Source organism: Leifsonia shinshuensis, from assembly GCF_022606355.1.
Classification (GTDB): domain Bacteria; phylum Actinomycetota; class Actinomycetes; order Actinomycetales; family Microbacteriaceae; genus Leifsonia; species Leifsonia shinshuensis_B.
Genome location: NZ_JAHHZQ010000001.1, coordinates 52,694 through 67,507, shown reverse-complemented (window position 1 = coordinate 67,507; position 14,814 = coordinate 52,694). Strand labels below are relative to the sequence as shown.

Below are 14,814 nucleotides of genomic sequence, written 5' to 3'. Positions count from 1 at the left end.
CGACCGAACGGTCACACGGCCCCGGCGTCGAGGAGCCGCTGCAGCGATCTCCGGGTGCGATCGTCGCCCGAGGCGGCGATCGCACGCCGCAGCTCCACCGCCGCTGCAGCGGTCGCCCCTGCGAGACGGAGCAGCTCGGCGCGTGCGGCGTGCGCACGCGGAGCCAGCGGGCCTTCGAAGAGTACGGGGTCCGCGTCGAGTCCGGCCAGCGCGACCTCCGGCCCAGCGTCGGGGCTGTGCCCCACGGCGACCAACCGGCCCAGGCGGGCGGCGGCGCTCGGCCACACCCTCACCAGCCCGTCGTAGAGGCGAACGATCAACGGCCAGTCGGTGGCGTCCCAGCTCGGTGCGATGGCGTGGAGTCCTGCGATGCCCGCCTGCAGTGCATACCGGCCGTCCCCCTCGGCGCCGACACCGGTCAGGGCCTCCGTCGCGAGGCGCTCGCCCTCGGCGAGGAGCGTGACATCCCAACGCGACCGGTCGGCCTCGCGCAGCGTCGCGAACTCGTCGTCGGACGTCAGTCGCGTGGCCTGGCGGGCCTCCGTGAGCAGCAGCAGAGCGAGCAAGCCGGCGCTCTCTGGTTCGCCGGTCAGCCGGTGCGCGTCCCTGGCGAGAGCGATGGCGTCGCCGCGCAACCGGTCGTCGGCGGCCGCGTGGCCCGCGGAGTAGAGCAGGTAGACGGTGGTGAGCGCGTCCGGCATCCGCGCCGAGACCATCGCGGGGTCGTCCAGCGAGAACCGGATGCCGGAGTCGTGGATGCGCTTCTTGGCACGGGTGAGACGCGCGGCCATCGTGGGCTCGGAGACCAGGAAGGCCTCGGCGATCCGCGCGGTCGGCACACCGCAGACGTGCCGCAACGCAAGGGCCACCCTGGCCTCCTGTGCGAGGTCGGGATGCGCGACCAGCAGGATGAGCTCGAGACGCTCGTCCCCGGTGAACACCGACGTTCCTCCCTCCACGTCGCCGTCGACGGCCGACCGCTCGGCGATGGCGAGTTGCGCGGCGAGCATCGGGGCGACCCGCGACGAGGTGCGCTCGCGCCGCTGGACGTCGATGGCGACGCGTCGCGCCACGGTCGTGATCCAGGCGGCCGGGTTGGCCGGTTCCCGACCGCGGGCGGCCTCGACGAGCGCACGCGCGAACGCCTCCTGCACCGCGTCCTCGGCGAGCAGCAGGTCCCCCGTCGTGCGCGCGACCGCGCCCAGGATCCGTGCGGCGTCCTCGCGGTACGCGCGCTCCAGGCGCTCGGCCGCCGTCATCCGGTCCCCACCGTCACCACTCGTGATCCGACCGCTCAGCGGGCCAGGTCGAGCGCCAGCACCGGGTACAGCTCGACCCAGCCCCCCGTCGGCACCAGCGCGGCCAGCTCCCTGGCCTGCTCCGGGGTGGACGCGGTGAAGCTGTAGAAGCCGGTGACCACCTCCCGGGTCTCGCTGAAGGGCCCGTCGCTGATCAGCGGGGGCTCGCCGGCGCGTGGGGTGATCTTGGTGGCCTTCGTGATCGGTTGCAGGGCGCTGGTCGCGAGGATCCGCTCGCCCGCCGCCACGACCGCATCCTGGAAGGCCTGATGGCCGGTCATCGCCTCCCGCCACTCATCGGGCGTCATGGAGTCCGGATCCCAGTCCGGCTCGTGGATGAGCAGGACGTATTCGTCGGACATGATGGTCTCCTCACTTCGCCGGGTGCCGAGCCGGGAGGGCGTCGGCACCCCCACGACGCAAGTCAACCGCCGAAATCGACAGCGCGCGACAATGAGATCGCGACGGGCGTCAGGACTCCGTGATGTCGATCTCCTGCATGAGGTCGGCGTCGATGGCGACACGGACCTTCTCGAGCAGGCCCTCCGGCACGCGCGAGTCGACGGTGAGGACGCTGAGCGCCTTGCCGCCCGCGGAGGTCCGCGCGATCTGCATGCCGGCGATGTTGATCTCCGCCTCGCCGAACTCGTGGCCGTAGACCGCGACGATGCCGGGGCGGTCGTCGTAGATCATCACGATCAGGTGCTCGGCGACCGGCACCTCGACGTCGTAGCCGTTGATCTCCACGACCTTCTCGATCTGCTTGGTGCCGGTGAGCGTGCCCGACACCGACACCTGCGAGCCGTCGCTCAGGGCGCCGCGCAGCGTGATCAGGTTGCGGTACTCCTCGCTGACCGAGTCGGTGATGAGCCGCACCTCGATGCCGCGCTGCTCGGCGAGGAGCGGCGCGTTCACGTACGAGACGGTCTCGCTCACGATGTTCGTGAAGAGGCCCTTCAGTGCCGCGAGCTTGAGCACGCTGACGTCGTAGTCGACGAGCTCGCCGCGGACCTCCACGTCGATGCTGGTGAGCGGGCTGTGCGCCAGGCCAGAGAACACCTGGCCGAGCTTCTCGACGAGCGGGATGCCGGGGCGGACGTACGGGTCGATGACGCCGCCCGCGACGTTGACGGCGTCGGGGACGAGTTCGCCCGAGAGCGCGAGGCGCACCGACTTCGCGACGGAGACGCCGGCCTTCTCCTGGGCCTCGTCGGTCGACGCGCCCAGGTGGGGTGTGACCACCACGTTCTCGAGCCCGAGCAGCGCAGAGTCGGCCGGGGGCTCGCTCACGAAGACGTCGAGCCCAGCGCCCGCGATGCTGTGGGTGCTGAGCGCCCGGTAGAGCGCGTCCTCGTCGATCAGGCCGCCGCGGGCGACGTTGACGATGAACGCCGTCGGCTTCATCAGCGCGAGCTGGTCGTCGGAGATCATCCCCGTCGTCTCCGGCGTCTTGGGCATGTGGATGGTGATGAAGTCGGCGTCGGCGAGCAGCTCGTCGAGGCTCACCAGCTGAACGCCGAGCTGCTGCGCGCGGGCGCTCGTGACGTAGGGGTCGTAGGCGATCACCTTGGTGCCGAAGGCCTGCAGCCGCGCCGTGATGAGCGCGCCGATGCGGCCGAGCCCGATGATGCCGACGGTCTTCTCGTACAGCTCCACCCCGGTGTACTTCGAGCGCTTCCACTGACCCTGCGCGAGGGCGTTGTGAGCGGCCGGGATGTGGCGGGCGAGGCTCAGGATGTGGCCGACCGTGAGCTCGGCGGCCGAGATGATGTTGGAGGTCGGGGCGTTGACGACCATGACACCGGCGTTCGTGGCCGTCTTGATGTCCACGTTGTCGAGTCCGACGCCGGCGCGGGCGATCACGCGCAGCTTGGGAGCGGCCGCGATCACCTCGGCGTCGACCTTGGTCGCGGAGCGCACGAGGATGGCGTCCGCCTCGGCGACGGCGGAGAGCAGGGCGGCCCGGTCGGTCCCGTCGACGTCGCGGATGTCGAAGTCCGGCCCGAGGGCGTCGACGGTGGCGGGCGAGAGTTCTTCGGCGATCAAGACGACCGGCTTTGTCACGTGGCAGTTCCTTACAGGGAGGCTGGCTTGGGAGAAGGCGCGCAGCAGTCGACGGTGCGCGGGTTGCTTAACTCTAGCGGGACGGCAAGCGTGGCTTGCGCCGCGTTACGACCCCCGGCGCCGTCGTCAGCGCGTGGCGGCGACCGCCTCGCGCACCGCGACCGGATCGGTGATGTCGTAGCGGGCGTCGCCGCCACCCGGACCGCTTGGAGCTCCGGAGACGGTCTGCCGGGCCGAGAGGTGCACAGCGTCGACCCCTGCGGCGGTCAGCGCGGGGATGTCCCGAACCCGCACTCCCCCACCCGCCATCACCTGGAGACGGCCACCGACCCGCTGGGCCAGCGCGCGCAGGGCCTCGATCCCGTCGATGCTGCGCGCGGCGCCACCGGAGGTCAGCACGCGGGCGGCGCCGAGCTCGATGAGCACTTCGGCCGCCGCCTCGGGATCCGCCAGGGTGTCGAACGCGCGATGGAAGGTGAGGTCGAGGTCGCCCGCTCCCTCGACGAAACGCGCGATCGCCTCGCGGTCGATCTGTCCCGCCTCGTCGAGGGCGCCGACGACAACCCCGCCGGCCCCGCTCTGCCGGGCGAAGCGGATGTCGGCCAGCGTCGTCTCGAGCTCGTCCGCATCGTAGACGAAACCGCCACCGCGGGGACGGACGAGAACGTGCACGAAGTCGCTGCGGCCCGCCTCGGTCGCCTCCTCGACGGCTTGGGCGACCAGGCCGGCCGACGGCGTGAGGCCGCCGAGCGGGAGTGCCGCGCACAGTTCGACCCGGTCGGCGCCCTCCGCGAGTGCGACGCGCACACCGGCGACATCCTGGACGGCGATCTCGACGGCGGCGCTGCGGAGGGGCATGCCGCCACGATAGCGGCATTCTCCGACGGCGGCTGCGGGCGTAGCGTCGGCAGTAGGAGCCCGCACGCGGTGAGGCGCGGAAGGAGGTCGTCATGCAGGCGACGATCGGAGACCGGATCTGCATCCGGGGCGCCACGGTGGAGTCGCCCGACCGCCATGGCGAAGTGCTGGAGGTGCGCGGAGCGGACGGCGCTCCGCCCTATCTCGTCCGGTTCGACGACGGCCACGAGACGCTCGTCTACCCCGGCACCGACACGGTCATCGAGCACAGTTCCGTCTGAACGGCGGAGGGGCCGCACCCCCGCGGGTGCGGCCCCTCTCAGGTTGCCGTGGCGCGCAGCGGCTGGGTCAGCGCGCGACCTCGCCGTCGACGTAGTCGTCGTCGTTCGATGCGTTCCAGGCGAAGAGCTTGCGCAGTTCGCGGCCGGTGGCCTCGATGGGGTGCTGCTCGCCCTTGGCGCGCAGCGCCAGGAACTCGGGCGCGCCCGCGTCCTGGTCGGCGATGAAGCGCTTGGCGAAGGTGCCGTCCTGGATGTCGGAGAGAACAGCCTTCATGTTCTCCTTGACGTGCGGGTCGATCACACGCGGGCCGGAGACGTAGTCGCCGTACTCGGCCGTGTCGGACACGCTCCAGCGCTGCTTGGCGATGCCGCCCTCCCACATGAGGTCGACGATGAGCTTGAGCTCGTGCAGCACCTCGAAGTAGGCGACCTGCGGCTGGTAGCCGGCCTCGGTGAGCGTCTCGAAGCCGTACTGGACGAGCTGCGAGACGCCGCCGCAGAGCACCGCCTGCTCACCGAAGAGGTCGGTCTCGGTCTCCTCGGTGAAGGTGGTCTTGATGCCGCCGGCGCGCAGACCGCCGATGCCCTTGGCGTAGCTCAGCACGAGCGGCCAGGCGTTGCCGGTCGCGTCCTTCTCGACGGCGACGATCACGGGGACGCCACGGCCGGCCTCGTACTCGCGCCGGACCGTGTGGCCCGGACCCTTGGGGGCGACCATGATGACGTCGACGCCCTCGGGCGCCTCGATGTAGCCGAAGCGGATGTTGAAGCCGTGGCCGAAGACGAGCGCGTTGCCCTCTTCGAGGTTGGCCTGGATGTCGTCCGCGTAGAGGGTGCGCTGCACCTGGTCGGGCGCGAGGATAACGATCACGTCGGCCCACTTGGCCGCGTCGGCGGCGGAGAGGACGCGGAAGCCCGCCTCCTCGGCCTTCGGCTTGGACTTCGAGCCCTCCTTGAGGCCGATGACGACCTCGACACCCGAGTCGCGGAGGTTCTGTGCGTGCGCGTGGCCCTGCGAGCCGTAGCCGATGACCGCGACCTTCTTGCCCTGGATGATCGAGAGGTCCGCGTCGTTGTCGTAGTAGATCTCAGCCACTGTGTGGGTTCTCCTTCTTGATGTGGTTCTGATGCCCGAGGGTGGGCCTAGTTCTTGAAGACGCGCTCGGTGATGGACTTGCCGCCGCGGCCGATCGCGAGAAGGCCCGACTGGGCCATCTCTTTGATCCCGTAGGGCTCGAGCACCTTGAGGAGCGCCTGGGTCTTGCCGCTGTCGCCGGTGACCTCGATGACGAGGGCGTCGGTGGCCACGTCGACGACGCGGGCGCGGAAGAGGTTGACCGCCTCCAGCACCTGGGAGCGCGTCGAGTTGTCGACGCGGACCTTGATGAGGAGGTGCTCGCGCTGCACGGACTGCGCAGGGTCGAGCTCGACGATCTTGATGACGTTGATCAGCTTGTTGAGCTGCTTGGTGACCTGCTCGAGCGGCAGCTCCTCCACGTCGACGACCACGGTGATGCGCGAGAGGCCGTCGACCTCGCTGGTGCCCACCGCGAGCGAGTGGATGTTGAACCCGCGGCGCGCGAACAGGCCGGCGACACGGGTCAGCAGACCGGGCTTGTCCTCGACGAGGAGGCTCAGAACGTGACTGCTCATTGTTACTCCTCTCCGAAGGCGGGGCTGTGGTCGCGGGCGTACTGCACGTAGCTGTTGCTGACGCCCTGCGGGACCATCGGCCACACCATGGCGTCGGCGCTAACGACGAAGTCGATCACGACCGGGCGGTCGTTCGTCTCCAGCGCCAGCTTGATGGCCGCGTCGACCTCTTCTTCTTTCGTGACGCGGATGCCGAGGGCGCCGTACGCCTCGGCCAGCTTCACGAAGTCGGGCACCCGCACGGTGTCGTGGCCGGTGTTGAGGTCGGTGTTGGAGTAGCGGCCGTCGTAGAACAGCGTCTGCCACTGCCGCACCATCCCGAGCGACGAGTTGTTGATGATCGCCACCTTGATCGGGATGTCGTTGATCGTGCAGGTGGCGAGCTCCTGGTTGGTCATCTGGAAGCAGCCGTCGCCGTCGATCGCCCACACGACCCGGTCGGGCTGGGCCACCTTGGCGCCCATCGCAGCGGGGACCGAGTATCCCATCGTGCCGGCGCCCCCGGAGTTGAGCCAGGAGTTGGGGCGCTCGTACTTGATGAACTGCGCCGCCCACATCTGGTGCTGCCCGACGCCGGCGGTGTAGATGCCCTCCGGTCCGGTCAGTTCGCCGATGCGCTGGATGACGTGCTGCGGCGCGAGCAGGCCGTCGCTGGTCGGGGTGTACCCGAGCGGGAACTCCTCGCGGAGCCCGTTGAGGTAGGTCCACCATTCGACCAGGTCGACCTCTGCACCGCGGGTCGCCTCCTGGAAGGCCGCGGTCAGATCGACGATGACGTCTTTGGCATCGCCGACGATGGGGACGTCGGCGACGCGGATCTTCGAGATCTCGGCAGGGTCGACGTCGACGTGCACGATCTTCGCGTCGGGTGCGAAGAGGGACGTGTTGCCGGTGACCCGGTCGTCGAAGCGCGCCCCGAGCGACACGATGAGGTCGGACTCCTGCAGGGCGAGGACCGCGGGCACCGTGCCGTGCATGCCGGGCATGCCGAGGTGCTGCTGGTGGGTGTCGGGGAACGCCCCGCGCGCCATCAGCGTTGTCACCACGGGCGCTCCCGTGGTCTCGGCGAGCTCAAGGAGCTCCTGGGAGGCCTGGGACCGGATCACACCGCCGCCGACGTAGAGCACCGGCTTCTTCGACTCCGCGAGGAGCTGCGCGGCGGCGAGGATCTGCTTGCCGTGCGCCTTGGTGATCGGCCGGTAGCCGGGAAGGTCGATCTTGGGCGGCCAGACGAACGGCACCGCGTTCTGCTGGGCGTCCTTGGTGATGTCCACCAGTACAGGCCCGGGGCGCCCCGTTCCTGCGATGTGGTACGCCGCGGCGATCGTCGCCGGGATGTCTTCGGCCTTCTTGACCAGGAACGAGTGCTTCGTGATCGGCATCGTGATGCCGACGATGTCGGCCTCCTGGAACGCGTCCGTGCCCATCAGGGTCGAGAACACCTGGCCGGTGATGAACACCACGGGCACGGAGTCCATGTGCGCGTCCATGATCGCGGTGACGAGGTTCGTCGCACCGGGGCCGGACGTCGCCATGGCGACGCCGACCTTGTTGGAAGCAGATGCGTAGCCTTCGGCCGCGTGGCCGCCGCCCTGCTCGTGGCGGACCAGGATGTGGCGGATCACGGACGAGTCCATGATCGCGTCGTAGATGGGGAGGATCGCACCGCCCGGCAGCCCGAAGACGTCGGTGACGCCGAGGAGCTCGAGGGTGCGGACGACCGACTGGGAGCCGGTCAGGGTTTCGGGCGACGCCTTTCCTGGCGTCGCGGAGGGCAACACTGTGCTGGGGGTTGCATCCGGCGTCATGCCTTATCGATCCCTTACATGCGAATGGTGGATGGAGCTGTGTCGAGGCGAAGGGCTACCCCGTGACCGCGCCCTCCGCAGCGGAGCGCACGAGCTTGGAGTACTTCGCGAGAACGCCACGGGTATAGCGCGGAGGAAGAGGCGCCCAGCCTTCGCGGCGGGCGGTCAGCTCTGACTCGTCGACCAGTAGGTCGAGGGAGCGAGCCGCGATATCGACCCGTATCAGATCACCATCGCGCACGAATGCGATGGGACCTGCGTCCACCGCTTCGGGTGCTATGTGGCCGATGCACAGGCCGGTTGTGCCGCCTGAGAATCGTCCGTCCGTCAATAGTAGTACATCCTTGCCGAGCCCCGCGCCCTTGATGGCCGCGGTGATCGCGAGCATCTCGCGCATGCCGGGGCCGCCCTTCGGACCCTCGTAGCGGATGATGACGACATCGCCCGCGTTGATCCGCCCCTCGGTCAGGGCGTCCATCGCGGCACGCTCGCGCTCGAACACGCGAGCCGGGCCTTCGAAGACGTCGGCGTCGAAGCCGGCCGTCTTGACGACCGCGCCCTCGGGCGCCAGCGACCCCTTGAGGATGGTCAGGCCGCCCGTGGGGTGGATGGGGTTGTCGAGGGAGCGCATGACGTTGCCGTCGGGCGCCGGCGGGTTGATCTCGGCGAGGTTCTCGGCGACCGTCTTGCCGGTGACCGTGAGGCAGTCGCCGTGCAGCAGGCCGGCGTCGAGCAGGGCCTTCATGACCACGGGGACCCCGCCGTGTCGGTCGACATCGTTCATGACGTACTTGCCGAACGGCTTGAGGTCGCCGATGTGCGGGACCTTCGAGCCGATGCGGTTGAAATCGTCGATCGTGAGGTCGACATCGGCCTCGTGCGCGATGGCCAGGAGGTGCAGTACCACGTTGGTGGAGCCGCCGAACGCCATCGCGACGGCGATCGCGTTCTCGAACGCCTTCTTCGTCAGGATGTCGCGGGCGGTGATGCCCTGCTTGAGCAGGTTGACGACGGCCTCGCCGGAGCGGTGCGCGAAGTAGTCGCGACGGCGGTCGGCCGAGGGCGGCGCGGCGGAGCCGGGAAGGCTCATGCCGAGGGCCTCCGCGACGCTGGCCATCGTGTTCGCCGTGTACATGCCGCCGCACGCGCCCTCGCCCGGGGCGATGGCGCACTCGATGCGCTTGAGGTCCTCTTCGCTCATCTTGCCGGCCTTGCACGCGCCGACGGCCTCGAACGAGTCGATGATAGTGACGTCTTTCTCGGTGCCGTCGCTGAGCTTGACCCAGCCGGGCGCGATCGAGCCGGCATAGAGGAACACGGCCGCCAGATCGAGCCGGGCCGCTGCCATCAGCATGCCGGGCAGCGACTTGTCGCAGCCGGCGAGCAGCACGGTTCCGTCGAGTCGCTCGGCCATCATGACCGTCTCGACCGAGTCGGCGATGACCTCGCGCGAGACGAGCGAGAAGTGCATGCCCTCGTGGCCCATGGAGATGCCGTCGGAGACCGAGATGGTGCCGAACTGCAGCGGATACCCTCCGCCGGAGTGCACGCCCTCTTTCGCACCCTGCGCGAGGCGGTCGAGCGAGAGGTTGCAGGGCGTGATCTCGTTCCACGAGCTCGCAATGCCGATCTGGGGCTTCTCCCAATCGGCGTCGCCCATGCCCACGGCCCGCAGCATCCCGCGGCTGGTGGTGGCTTCGATCCCGTCAGTGACGACGCGCGAACGCGGCTTCCAATCGATCTCTGGCATGTGACAACTCTAGGACCGTTTGGATGCCCCTTCGGCCATGCGTCGGAAGCGGTGGACAACTGGTGGGGCGGTCGCCCTGTGGAGGACTAGCGCACGCGCTCGCGCGCGTCGGCCAGCAGGGTCAGCAGGGTCGCGATCGCCCGCTCGTCGGCGACGCGGAACTGCGCGGCGGTGTCGCCCTCCCCCACCTTGATCCCGAGGTCGCCGGCTTCGGGACGCAGGGCGGCGAAGCCGTCCTCGTCGGTGACGTCGTCGCCGGCGAACAGCACGGCGGTCGCCCGGGTGTACTCCCGCAGCCGCTGGATGCCGTCGCCCTTGTTCGCACCGCGGACGGAGAACTCGATGATGTCCTTGCCGTCGCGGATCGTCAGGGCGCCGCTCACCGTGGCGGCGGCCGCATACGCGCGTGCCACGACATCCGCGCCCGCGTCACCCTCCAACAGCCGGTAGTGCACACCGAAGCCGACCGGCTTCACCTCGAGCCGGGCGTCGGGGACGCTGTCGACGAGGGCGCCGAGAACGCGCCCGAGACCGTCGAGGGTCGCGCGCTCGTCGTCCGTCAGGTCGAGGGATACGCCGTCGCGGCCGAAGCGGATCTCGACGCCGTGCGATCCGATGAGCAGCGCGTCGGCGTCCGCCTCCGTCACGGTCTCGAGGCCCGCGAGGGGCCGGCCGGAGACGAACGCGACCCAGGTGTCGGGCAGCGCCTCGAGCCGGTCGAGCGCCGCCTTCGCCTGCGGAAGCGCTCGCGCCGATGCGGGATCGTCGACGAACGGGGCGAGGGTGCCGTCGAAGTCGAGGGCGAGCAGGAGCCGTTCGGCAGCGGCGAGCTGCGCCACCGCGGTGGCGAGGGCGACAGCGGCGGGCGGGGCGGCGGGCGTGCGGGTGGGGTCTGTCATGCGGCTCTCGGAGTCAGCGCCGGTTGACCGGCGGGTCCTGCAGGGGGTGGTCGCCGTGCGCGCTGCGCGTGAGCGCGTCGAGGAAGCTCGCGGACCAGCGCGCGACGTCGTTGGTCAGCACCTTCTTGCGCAGCGCGCGCATGCGCCGCACCCTGTCGCGCTTCGGCATCGCGATCGCCTGGAGGATCGTGTCCTTCAGGCCCTCGATGTCGTGCGGGTTGATCAGCAGGGCCTGACGCAGCTCGTCGGAGGCGCCCGCGAACTCGCTCAGCACGAGCACGCCGTCTTCGTCGACGCGCGTCGCGACGTACTCCTTGGCGACGAGGTTCATGCCGTCGCGCAGCGCGGTGACCAGCATCACGTCGGCCGCCAGATACAGCGCGACCATCTCCTCCCGCGGGTAGCCGTGGTGGAGGTAGGCGACGGCGGTGTGCCCGAGCGTCGCGTAGTCGCCGTTGATGCGCCCGACAGTGAGCTCGATCTCGTCGCGGAGCTGGCGGTAGGTCTCGACGCGCTCCCGGCTGGGGCTGGCCACCTGAACGAGCGTGACGTCCTCGACATCGATCCGGCCGTCGCGCAACAGTTCGCCGAAGGCCTTGAGGCGGTGGCCGATCCCCTTGGTGTAGTCGAGGCGGTCGACCCCCAGCATGATGGTCTCGGGATTCCCGAGCTCCTCGCGGATCTCGGCCGCCCGCGCCCGGATGTCCGGACGCCGGGCGAGAGACTGGTACTGCTCGGCGTCGATCGAGATCGGGAAGGCGCGCGCGAGAACCGTACGAACCAGACCGCCGTGGCGGTTGGTGGTCACGTGGCGGTGCGAGCCGGCCTCCGGATCGTCGCTGTCGATCGGCACCTCGATGATCGGCCCGCGGGTCTCGTAGCCCTTCAGCCGGCGCACCGCGCGCGAGAAGTTGCCGGCGTCGGCCACGCGCTGGAAGCCGATGACGTCGGCTCCCAGGAGGCCGTCGATGATCTGGCGCCGCCACGGCAGCTGCGAGTAGATGCCGTACGGAGGGAACGGGATGTGGTTGAAGAACCCGATGACGAGGTCGGGGCGGACCTCCCGCAGCATCGCGGGCACCAGCTGAAGCTGGTAGTCGTGCACCCACACGACGGCGCCGTGGGCGGCCGCTCCCGCTGCCGCGTCGGCGAAACGGCGGTTGACCTGCACGTAGCTCTCCCACCATTCCCGGTGGTAGCTCGGCTGGGCGATGACGTCGTGGTAGAGCGGCCAGAGCGTGTCGTTCGAGAAGCCCTCGTAGTACTCCTGCAGCTCCTGCTCGCTCAGGGCGACGGGGAGGATGTTGATGCCGTCGGCCTCGAACGGCTCGATCTCCTCGTCGGCCACCCCGGCCCAGCCGACCCAGACACCGTCCTCCGCGCGCATGACCGGCTGGAGGGCCGTCACGAGCCCACCGGGCGACGGACGCCAACTCGCCTGTCCGCTCTCGTCGACGACGCGGTCGACCGGGAGCCGGTTGGACACGATCACCAGTTCGTACGCTTCGGTCGCTGCTGTCTCTGACGTCGTACTGATGGTCGGTCAACTCCCCCGTCGAGGTCGGATGCTCGTATCCGCCACAGTACCAGCGCGTCTGACGAACCTCCGGGGGGTTGCGTTACCGCACCGACACGGCTCGTTCAGCGCCCGCGATTAGAGTGGCGTCGTGATCCGCATCGGCATGGGCACGACGTGCGTCTACCCCCTCGGGGTCGAGACGGCCTTCCGGACCGCCTCGGAGCTCGGGTTCGACGGCGTCGAGGTCATGGTGACGCGCGACGAGACGACGCAGTCGGTGCGGGCGCTCCGGGCGCTGGCCGAGCGGCAAGGGACGCGCGTGCTGAGCATCCACGCCCCTGTCCTGCTGCTGACGCACTTCGTGTGGGGACGCGACCCCCGGGTGAAGCTGGAGAGATCGGCGGAACTCGCGGCGGAGCTCGGAGCGGACACGGTCGTCGTCCACCCGCCGTTCCGCTGGCAGTCCGGCTACGCGGAGGACTTCCTGGACATCGTCCGGGCGACGGCGTCGTCGACGGGGGTCGTGGTCGCGGTCGAGAACATGTTCCCGTGGAAGGTCGCCGGGCGGTCCATGGCCGGGTACGTGCCGCACTGGAACCCGGTGGGGATGGACTGCGACGCCGTCACACTCGATTTCTCGCACGCCGCGCTGAGCGGTGTGGACGGTCTCGAGCTGGCCGACGCGCTCGGCTCCCGGCTGCGCCACGTGCATCTCTGCGACGGCTCCGGCGCCCTCGACGACTCGCGGGTCTTCGACGAGCACCTCGTGCCCGGTCGCGGCAGCCAGCCGGTGGCCGCCGTGCTCCGCTCGCTCGCGGCCTCCGGCTGGAGCGGGTCGATCGTCGCGGAGGTCAACACCCGAAAGGCGCGCGACGCCGCGGACCGGCGGGCGATGCTCCAGGAGACCCTGAGCTTCGCATACGCGCACACGAGCGGGATCGACCAGGGCGGGCCGGACGAAACGGCGACCCCGCCCGCTACTGCGCCCGCCCCAGCAGCCGCACCAGCGCGCTCGAGTATTGTCCGTAGCCCGTTGCGGTCGGGTGGAAGGCGTCGATCCCGCTGACGTTGAGCCACGGCGATTTCGAACCGATGCCGTGGCCTGCGAAATCGACGCCGACGTATGTGATCGGCACGCCGGAGGAACGCTGGCTGGCCACCACGTCCTGCACGGTCTGGTTCAGTCCGAGCGTTGCCGCGTTGATCGCCGTCGCCGTGCCGAAATCGGGCGACCTGGTGTTCGAGTTGTCGAACATGAGCGCGTAGCCCGTGACGACGATGCGCGCGTTCGGCGCGGCATCGTGGATGGCGCCGTAGACGGCGGCGAGCCGCTCCGGGAGGACGTTGAGCAACGACAGCGCCGACGACACCCCGTCGCGGCACGGGACGGCTTTGCCCGCGGTGCACTCCGCCGCGATGGCGGCGACGCCGAGGTCGTTGCCTCCCACGCTCACCGTGACGAGGTCGGTGCGGTCGTCGAGGGCGATCAGCTGGTGCTTGAGCAGGTCGGAGGTCGTCGCTCCCGCGCACGCGGCGTTCACGACGAGGTCGATCCCCGAGGCCCTCGTGAAGTCGCTCGGGTAGCTGTTGGGGCTGAGCCGGCATTTGCCGGTCTCGTCGCCCCCGCCCATCCCGGCTGCGAACGAGTCGCCCAGAGCGACATAGCGGGTGCGCTCGGTCAGCGGCTTGCGCGGGAACGGATCCGGCGTCGTCGATGCGGTGGGCGCCGGCTGGGGCGTCGCGTCCTGCGTGCCCTGCTGTGCACCCGGCGATGCGCACGCGGCCACGGCGAAGAGCACGGCGGCTCCGAGCGCGGCCGTGAGAGCGGAGGTGAGCACTCTGCGTCGCATCGAACTCACGTTACCCGCTGCTCCTCGCTGTTCGATCGGAGGCCGCAGTGAGGAGCTGATCAGATCCGTTCGGTGAGCGCGAGCAGGATGGCGGGAACCGTCTGCGACAGCCGCTCGGCGAAGGGTCGCTCGTCGCCGGCGAGCAGGGCGCGCGCTTCGCCGTTCGCGCACAGCTCCGCGATGATGCGCACCCCCTCTTCCGGGTCGATCGTGAAGCGGCGGCGTGCGCTCGCCAGGGCTGCGACGACCGTCTCGGTGAGCTCCTGGAAGAAGCTGTCCTGATAGCGGAGGAAGTCGGCGGAGATCGCCGGGTCGCGCAGCGCCAGCAGCAGGAACTCGGACTGCACCAGCCACCAACGCCGGTCGTCGGACTGCAGTTCGAGGATCCGGGTGATCGTGCGGATGACATCCCCGTCGTCGAGCTCCACCCCTCCATCGCCGACGAGCGGCCGCAGATACTGCTCGACACCGGCGTCGAGCTGCTGGATGCGCATGACCTTCTCGCGCTCCATCAGGGCGAAGAAGAGCTCCTCCTTGCTGGAGAAGTTCGAGTAGAACGCGCCGCGCGTGAAGCCCGCCGCCTCGGCGATCGTCTCGACGCTCGCGGCCTTGACGCCCTGCTCGGCGAAGACGTCGAAGGCGGCGTCGAGGAGGCGGGCGCGGGTGCGCTGGCGGCGCGCGGACTCGACGGGGGCGTCCTCTCTGAGAGCTGTGCCTTCCAAGCTGAAACCTTCCTGGGTCGAGTTCCCGATACACGAGTGTATCCGATACAGTTTCGGGCGTCGGATACAAAGGTGTATCGAAGTCCTTCGTCGGTCCCGACCTCCGGTGCCG

At 69.7% G+C, this 14,814-nt stretch carries 14 protein-coding genes; 2 read left to right on the top strand and 12 right to left on the bottom strand.

Annotated elements, in window-relative coordinates; translation table 11 throughout:
• Positions 1 to 11 precede the first annotated feature (11 nt).
• The 4 genes from KNO15_RS00355 to KNO15_RS00340 all read right to left on the bottom strand — a co-directional run bounded on the left by KNO15_RS00355 (position 12) and on the right by KNO15_RS00340 (position 4,220).
• The gene (locus KNO15_RS00355; protein WP_241701376.1) at positions 12 to 1,259 is read right to left on the bottom strand and encodes an RNA polymerase sigma factor; all 1,248 of its coding nucleotides are present in this window, start codon (positions 1,257 to 1,259) and stop codon (positions 12 to 14) included.
• A 35-nt stretch (positions 1,260 to 1,294) separates the two neighbouring features.
• A complete protein-coding gene (locus tag KNO15_RS00350) occupies positions 1,295 to 1,660 on the bottom strand; it encodes a YciI family protein (protein WP_241701375.1) in 366 nt (121 codons plus the stop codon).
• Positions 1,661 to 1,769: 109 nt separating this feature from the next.
• Positions 1,770 to 3,362, bottom strand: a complete 1,593-nt coding sequence (gene serA / locus KNO15_RS00345; protein WP_241701374.1) for a phosphoglycerate dehydrogenase — start codon at positions 3,360 to 3,362, stop codon at positions 1,770 to 1,772.
• 126 nt (positions 3,363 to 3,488) lie between these two features.
• Positions 3,489 to 4,220, bottom strand: coding sequence for a copper homeostasis protein CutC (locus KNO15_RS00340; RefSeq protein ID WP_241701373.1), 732 nt, complete (start codon positions 4,218 to 4,220; stop codon positions 3,489 to 3,491).
• 92 nt (positions 4,221 to 4,312) lie between these two features.
• Between KNO15_RS00340 and KNO15_RS00335 the strand changes: the two genes are divergently transcribed.
• Entirely contained in the window at positions 4,313 to 4,501 is a 189-nt protein-coding gene (locus tag KNO15_RS00335) for a DUF1918 domain-containing protein (RefSeq protein ID WP_241701372.1), read from the top strand.
• Between the two features lie 67 nt (positions 4,502 to 4,568).
• Here the strand turns inward: KNO15_RS00335 and ilvC are convergent, their stop codons facing one another.
• From ilvC to otsA, 6 genes are all read right to left on the bottom strand, one after another.
• Positions 4,569 to 5,597 carry a ketol-acid reductoisomerase gene (ilvC, locus tag KNO15_RS00330; RefSeq protein ID WP_241701371.1) on the bottom strand — a complete coding sequence of 343 codons (1,029 nt, stop codon included), beginning with the start codon at positions 5,595 to 5,597 and terminating at the stop codon, positions 4,569 to 4,571.
• A gap of 47 nt (positions 5,598 to 5,644) precedes the next feature.
• Positions 5,645 to 6,154, bottom strand: a complete 510-nt coding sequence (gene ilvN / locus KNO15_RS00325; RefSeq protein ID WP_055919769.1) for an acetolactate synthase small subunit — start codon at positions 6,152 to 6,154, stop codon at positions 5,645 to 5,647.
• A gap of 2 nt (positions 6,155 to 6,156) precedes the next feature.
• Complete coding sequence (locus KNO15_RS00320) at positions 6,157 to 7,962, bottom strand: acetolactate synthase large subunit (RefSeq protein ID WP_241701370.1); 1,806 nt, start codon at positions 7,960 to 7,962, stop codon at positions 6,157 to 6,159.
• Positions 7,963 to 8,017: 55 nt separating this feature from the next.
• Positions 8,018 to 9,712: a dihydroxy-acid dehydratase gene (gene ilvD / locus KNO15_RS00315; protein WP_055919763.1), complete on the bottom strand. Its 1,695-nt coding sequence runs from the start codon at positions 9,710 to 9,712 to the stop codon at positions 8,018 to 8,020.
• Between the two features lie 86 nt (positions 9,713 to 9,798).
• Positions 9,799 to 10,611, bottom strand: coding sequence for a trehalose-phosphatase (gene otsB, locus KNO15_RS00310; RefSeq protein ID WP_241701369.1), 813 nt, complete (start codon positions 10,609 to 10,611; stop codon positions 9,799 to 9,801).
• Between the two features lie 13 nt (positions 10,612 to 10,624).
• Positions 10,625 to 12,097: an alpha,alpha-trehalose-phosphate synthase (UDP-forming) gene (otsA, locus tag KNO15_RS00305; protein ID WP_241701368.1), complete on the bottom strand. Its 1,473-nt coding sequence runs from the start codon at positions 12,095 to 12,097 to the stop codon at positions 10,625 to 10,627.
• A 181-nt stretch (positions 12,098 to 12,278) separates the two neighbouring features.
• Between otsA and KNO15_RS00300 the strand changes: the two genes are divergently transcribed.
• Complete coding sequence (locus KNO15_RS00300; protein WP_241701367.1) at positions 12,279 to 13,196, top strand: sugar phosphate isomerase/epimerase family protein; 918 nt, start codon at positions 12,279 to 12,281, stop codon at positions 13,194 to 13,196.
• Here KNO15_RS00300 and KNO15_RS00295 read toward each other — a convergent pair.
• Both KNO15_RS00295 and KNO15_RS00290 read right to left on the bottom strand, forming a co-directional pair.
• A complete protein-coding gene (locus KNO15_RS00295; protein ID WP_241701366.1) occupies positions 13,108 to 13,980 on the bottom strand; it encodes an SGNH/GDSL hydrolase family protein in 873 nt (290 codons plus the stop codon). The genes KNO15_RS00300 and KNO15_RS00295 overlap by 89 nt on opposite strands.
• A 59-nt stretch (positions 13,981 to 14,039) precedes the next feature.
• Complete coding sequence (locus tag KNO15_RS00290; protein ID WP_241701365.1) at positions 14,040 to 14,702, bottom strand: TetR/AcrR family transcriptional regulator; 663 nt, start codon at positions 14,700 to 14,702, stop codon at positions 14,040 to 14,042.
• Positions 14,703 to 14,814 lie beyond the last annotated feature (112 nt).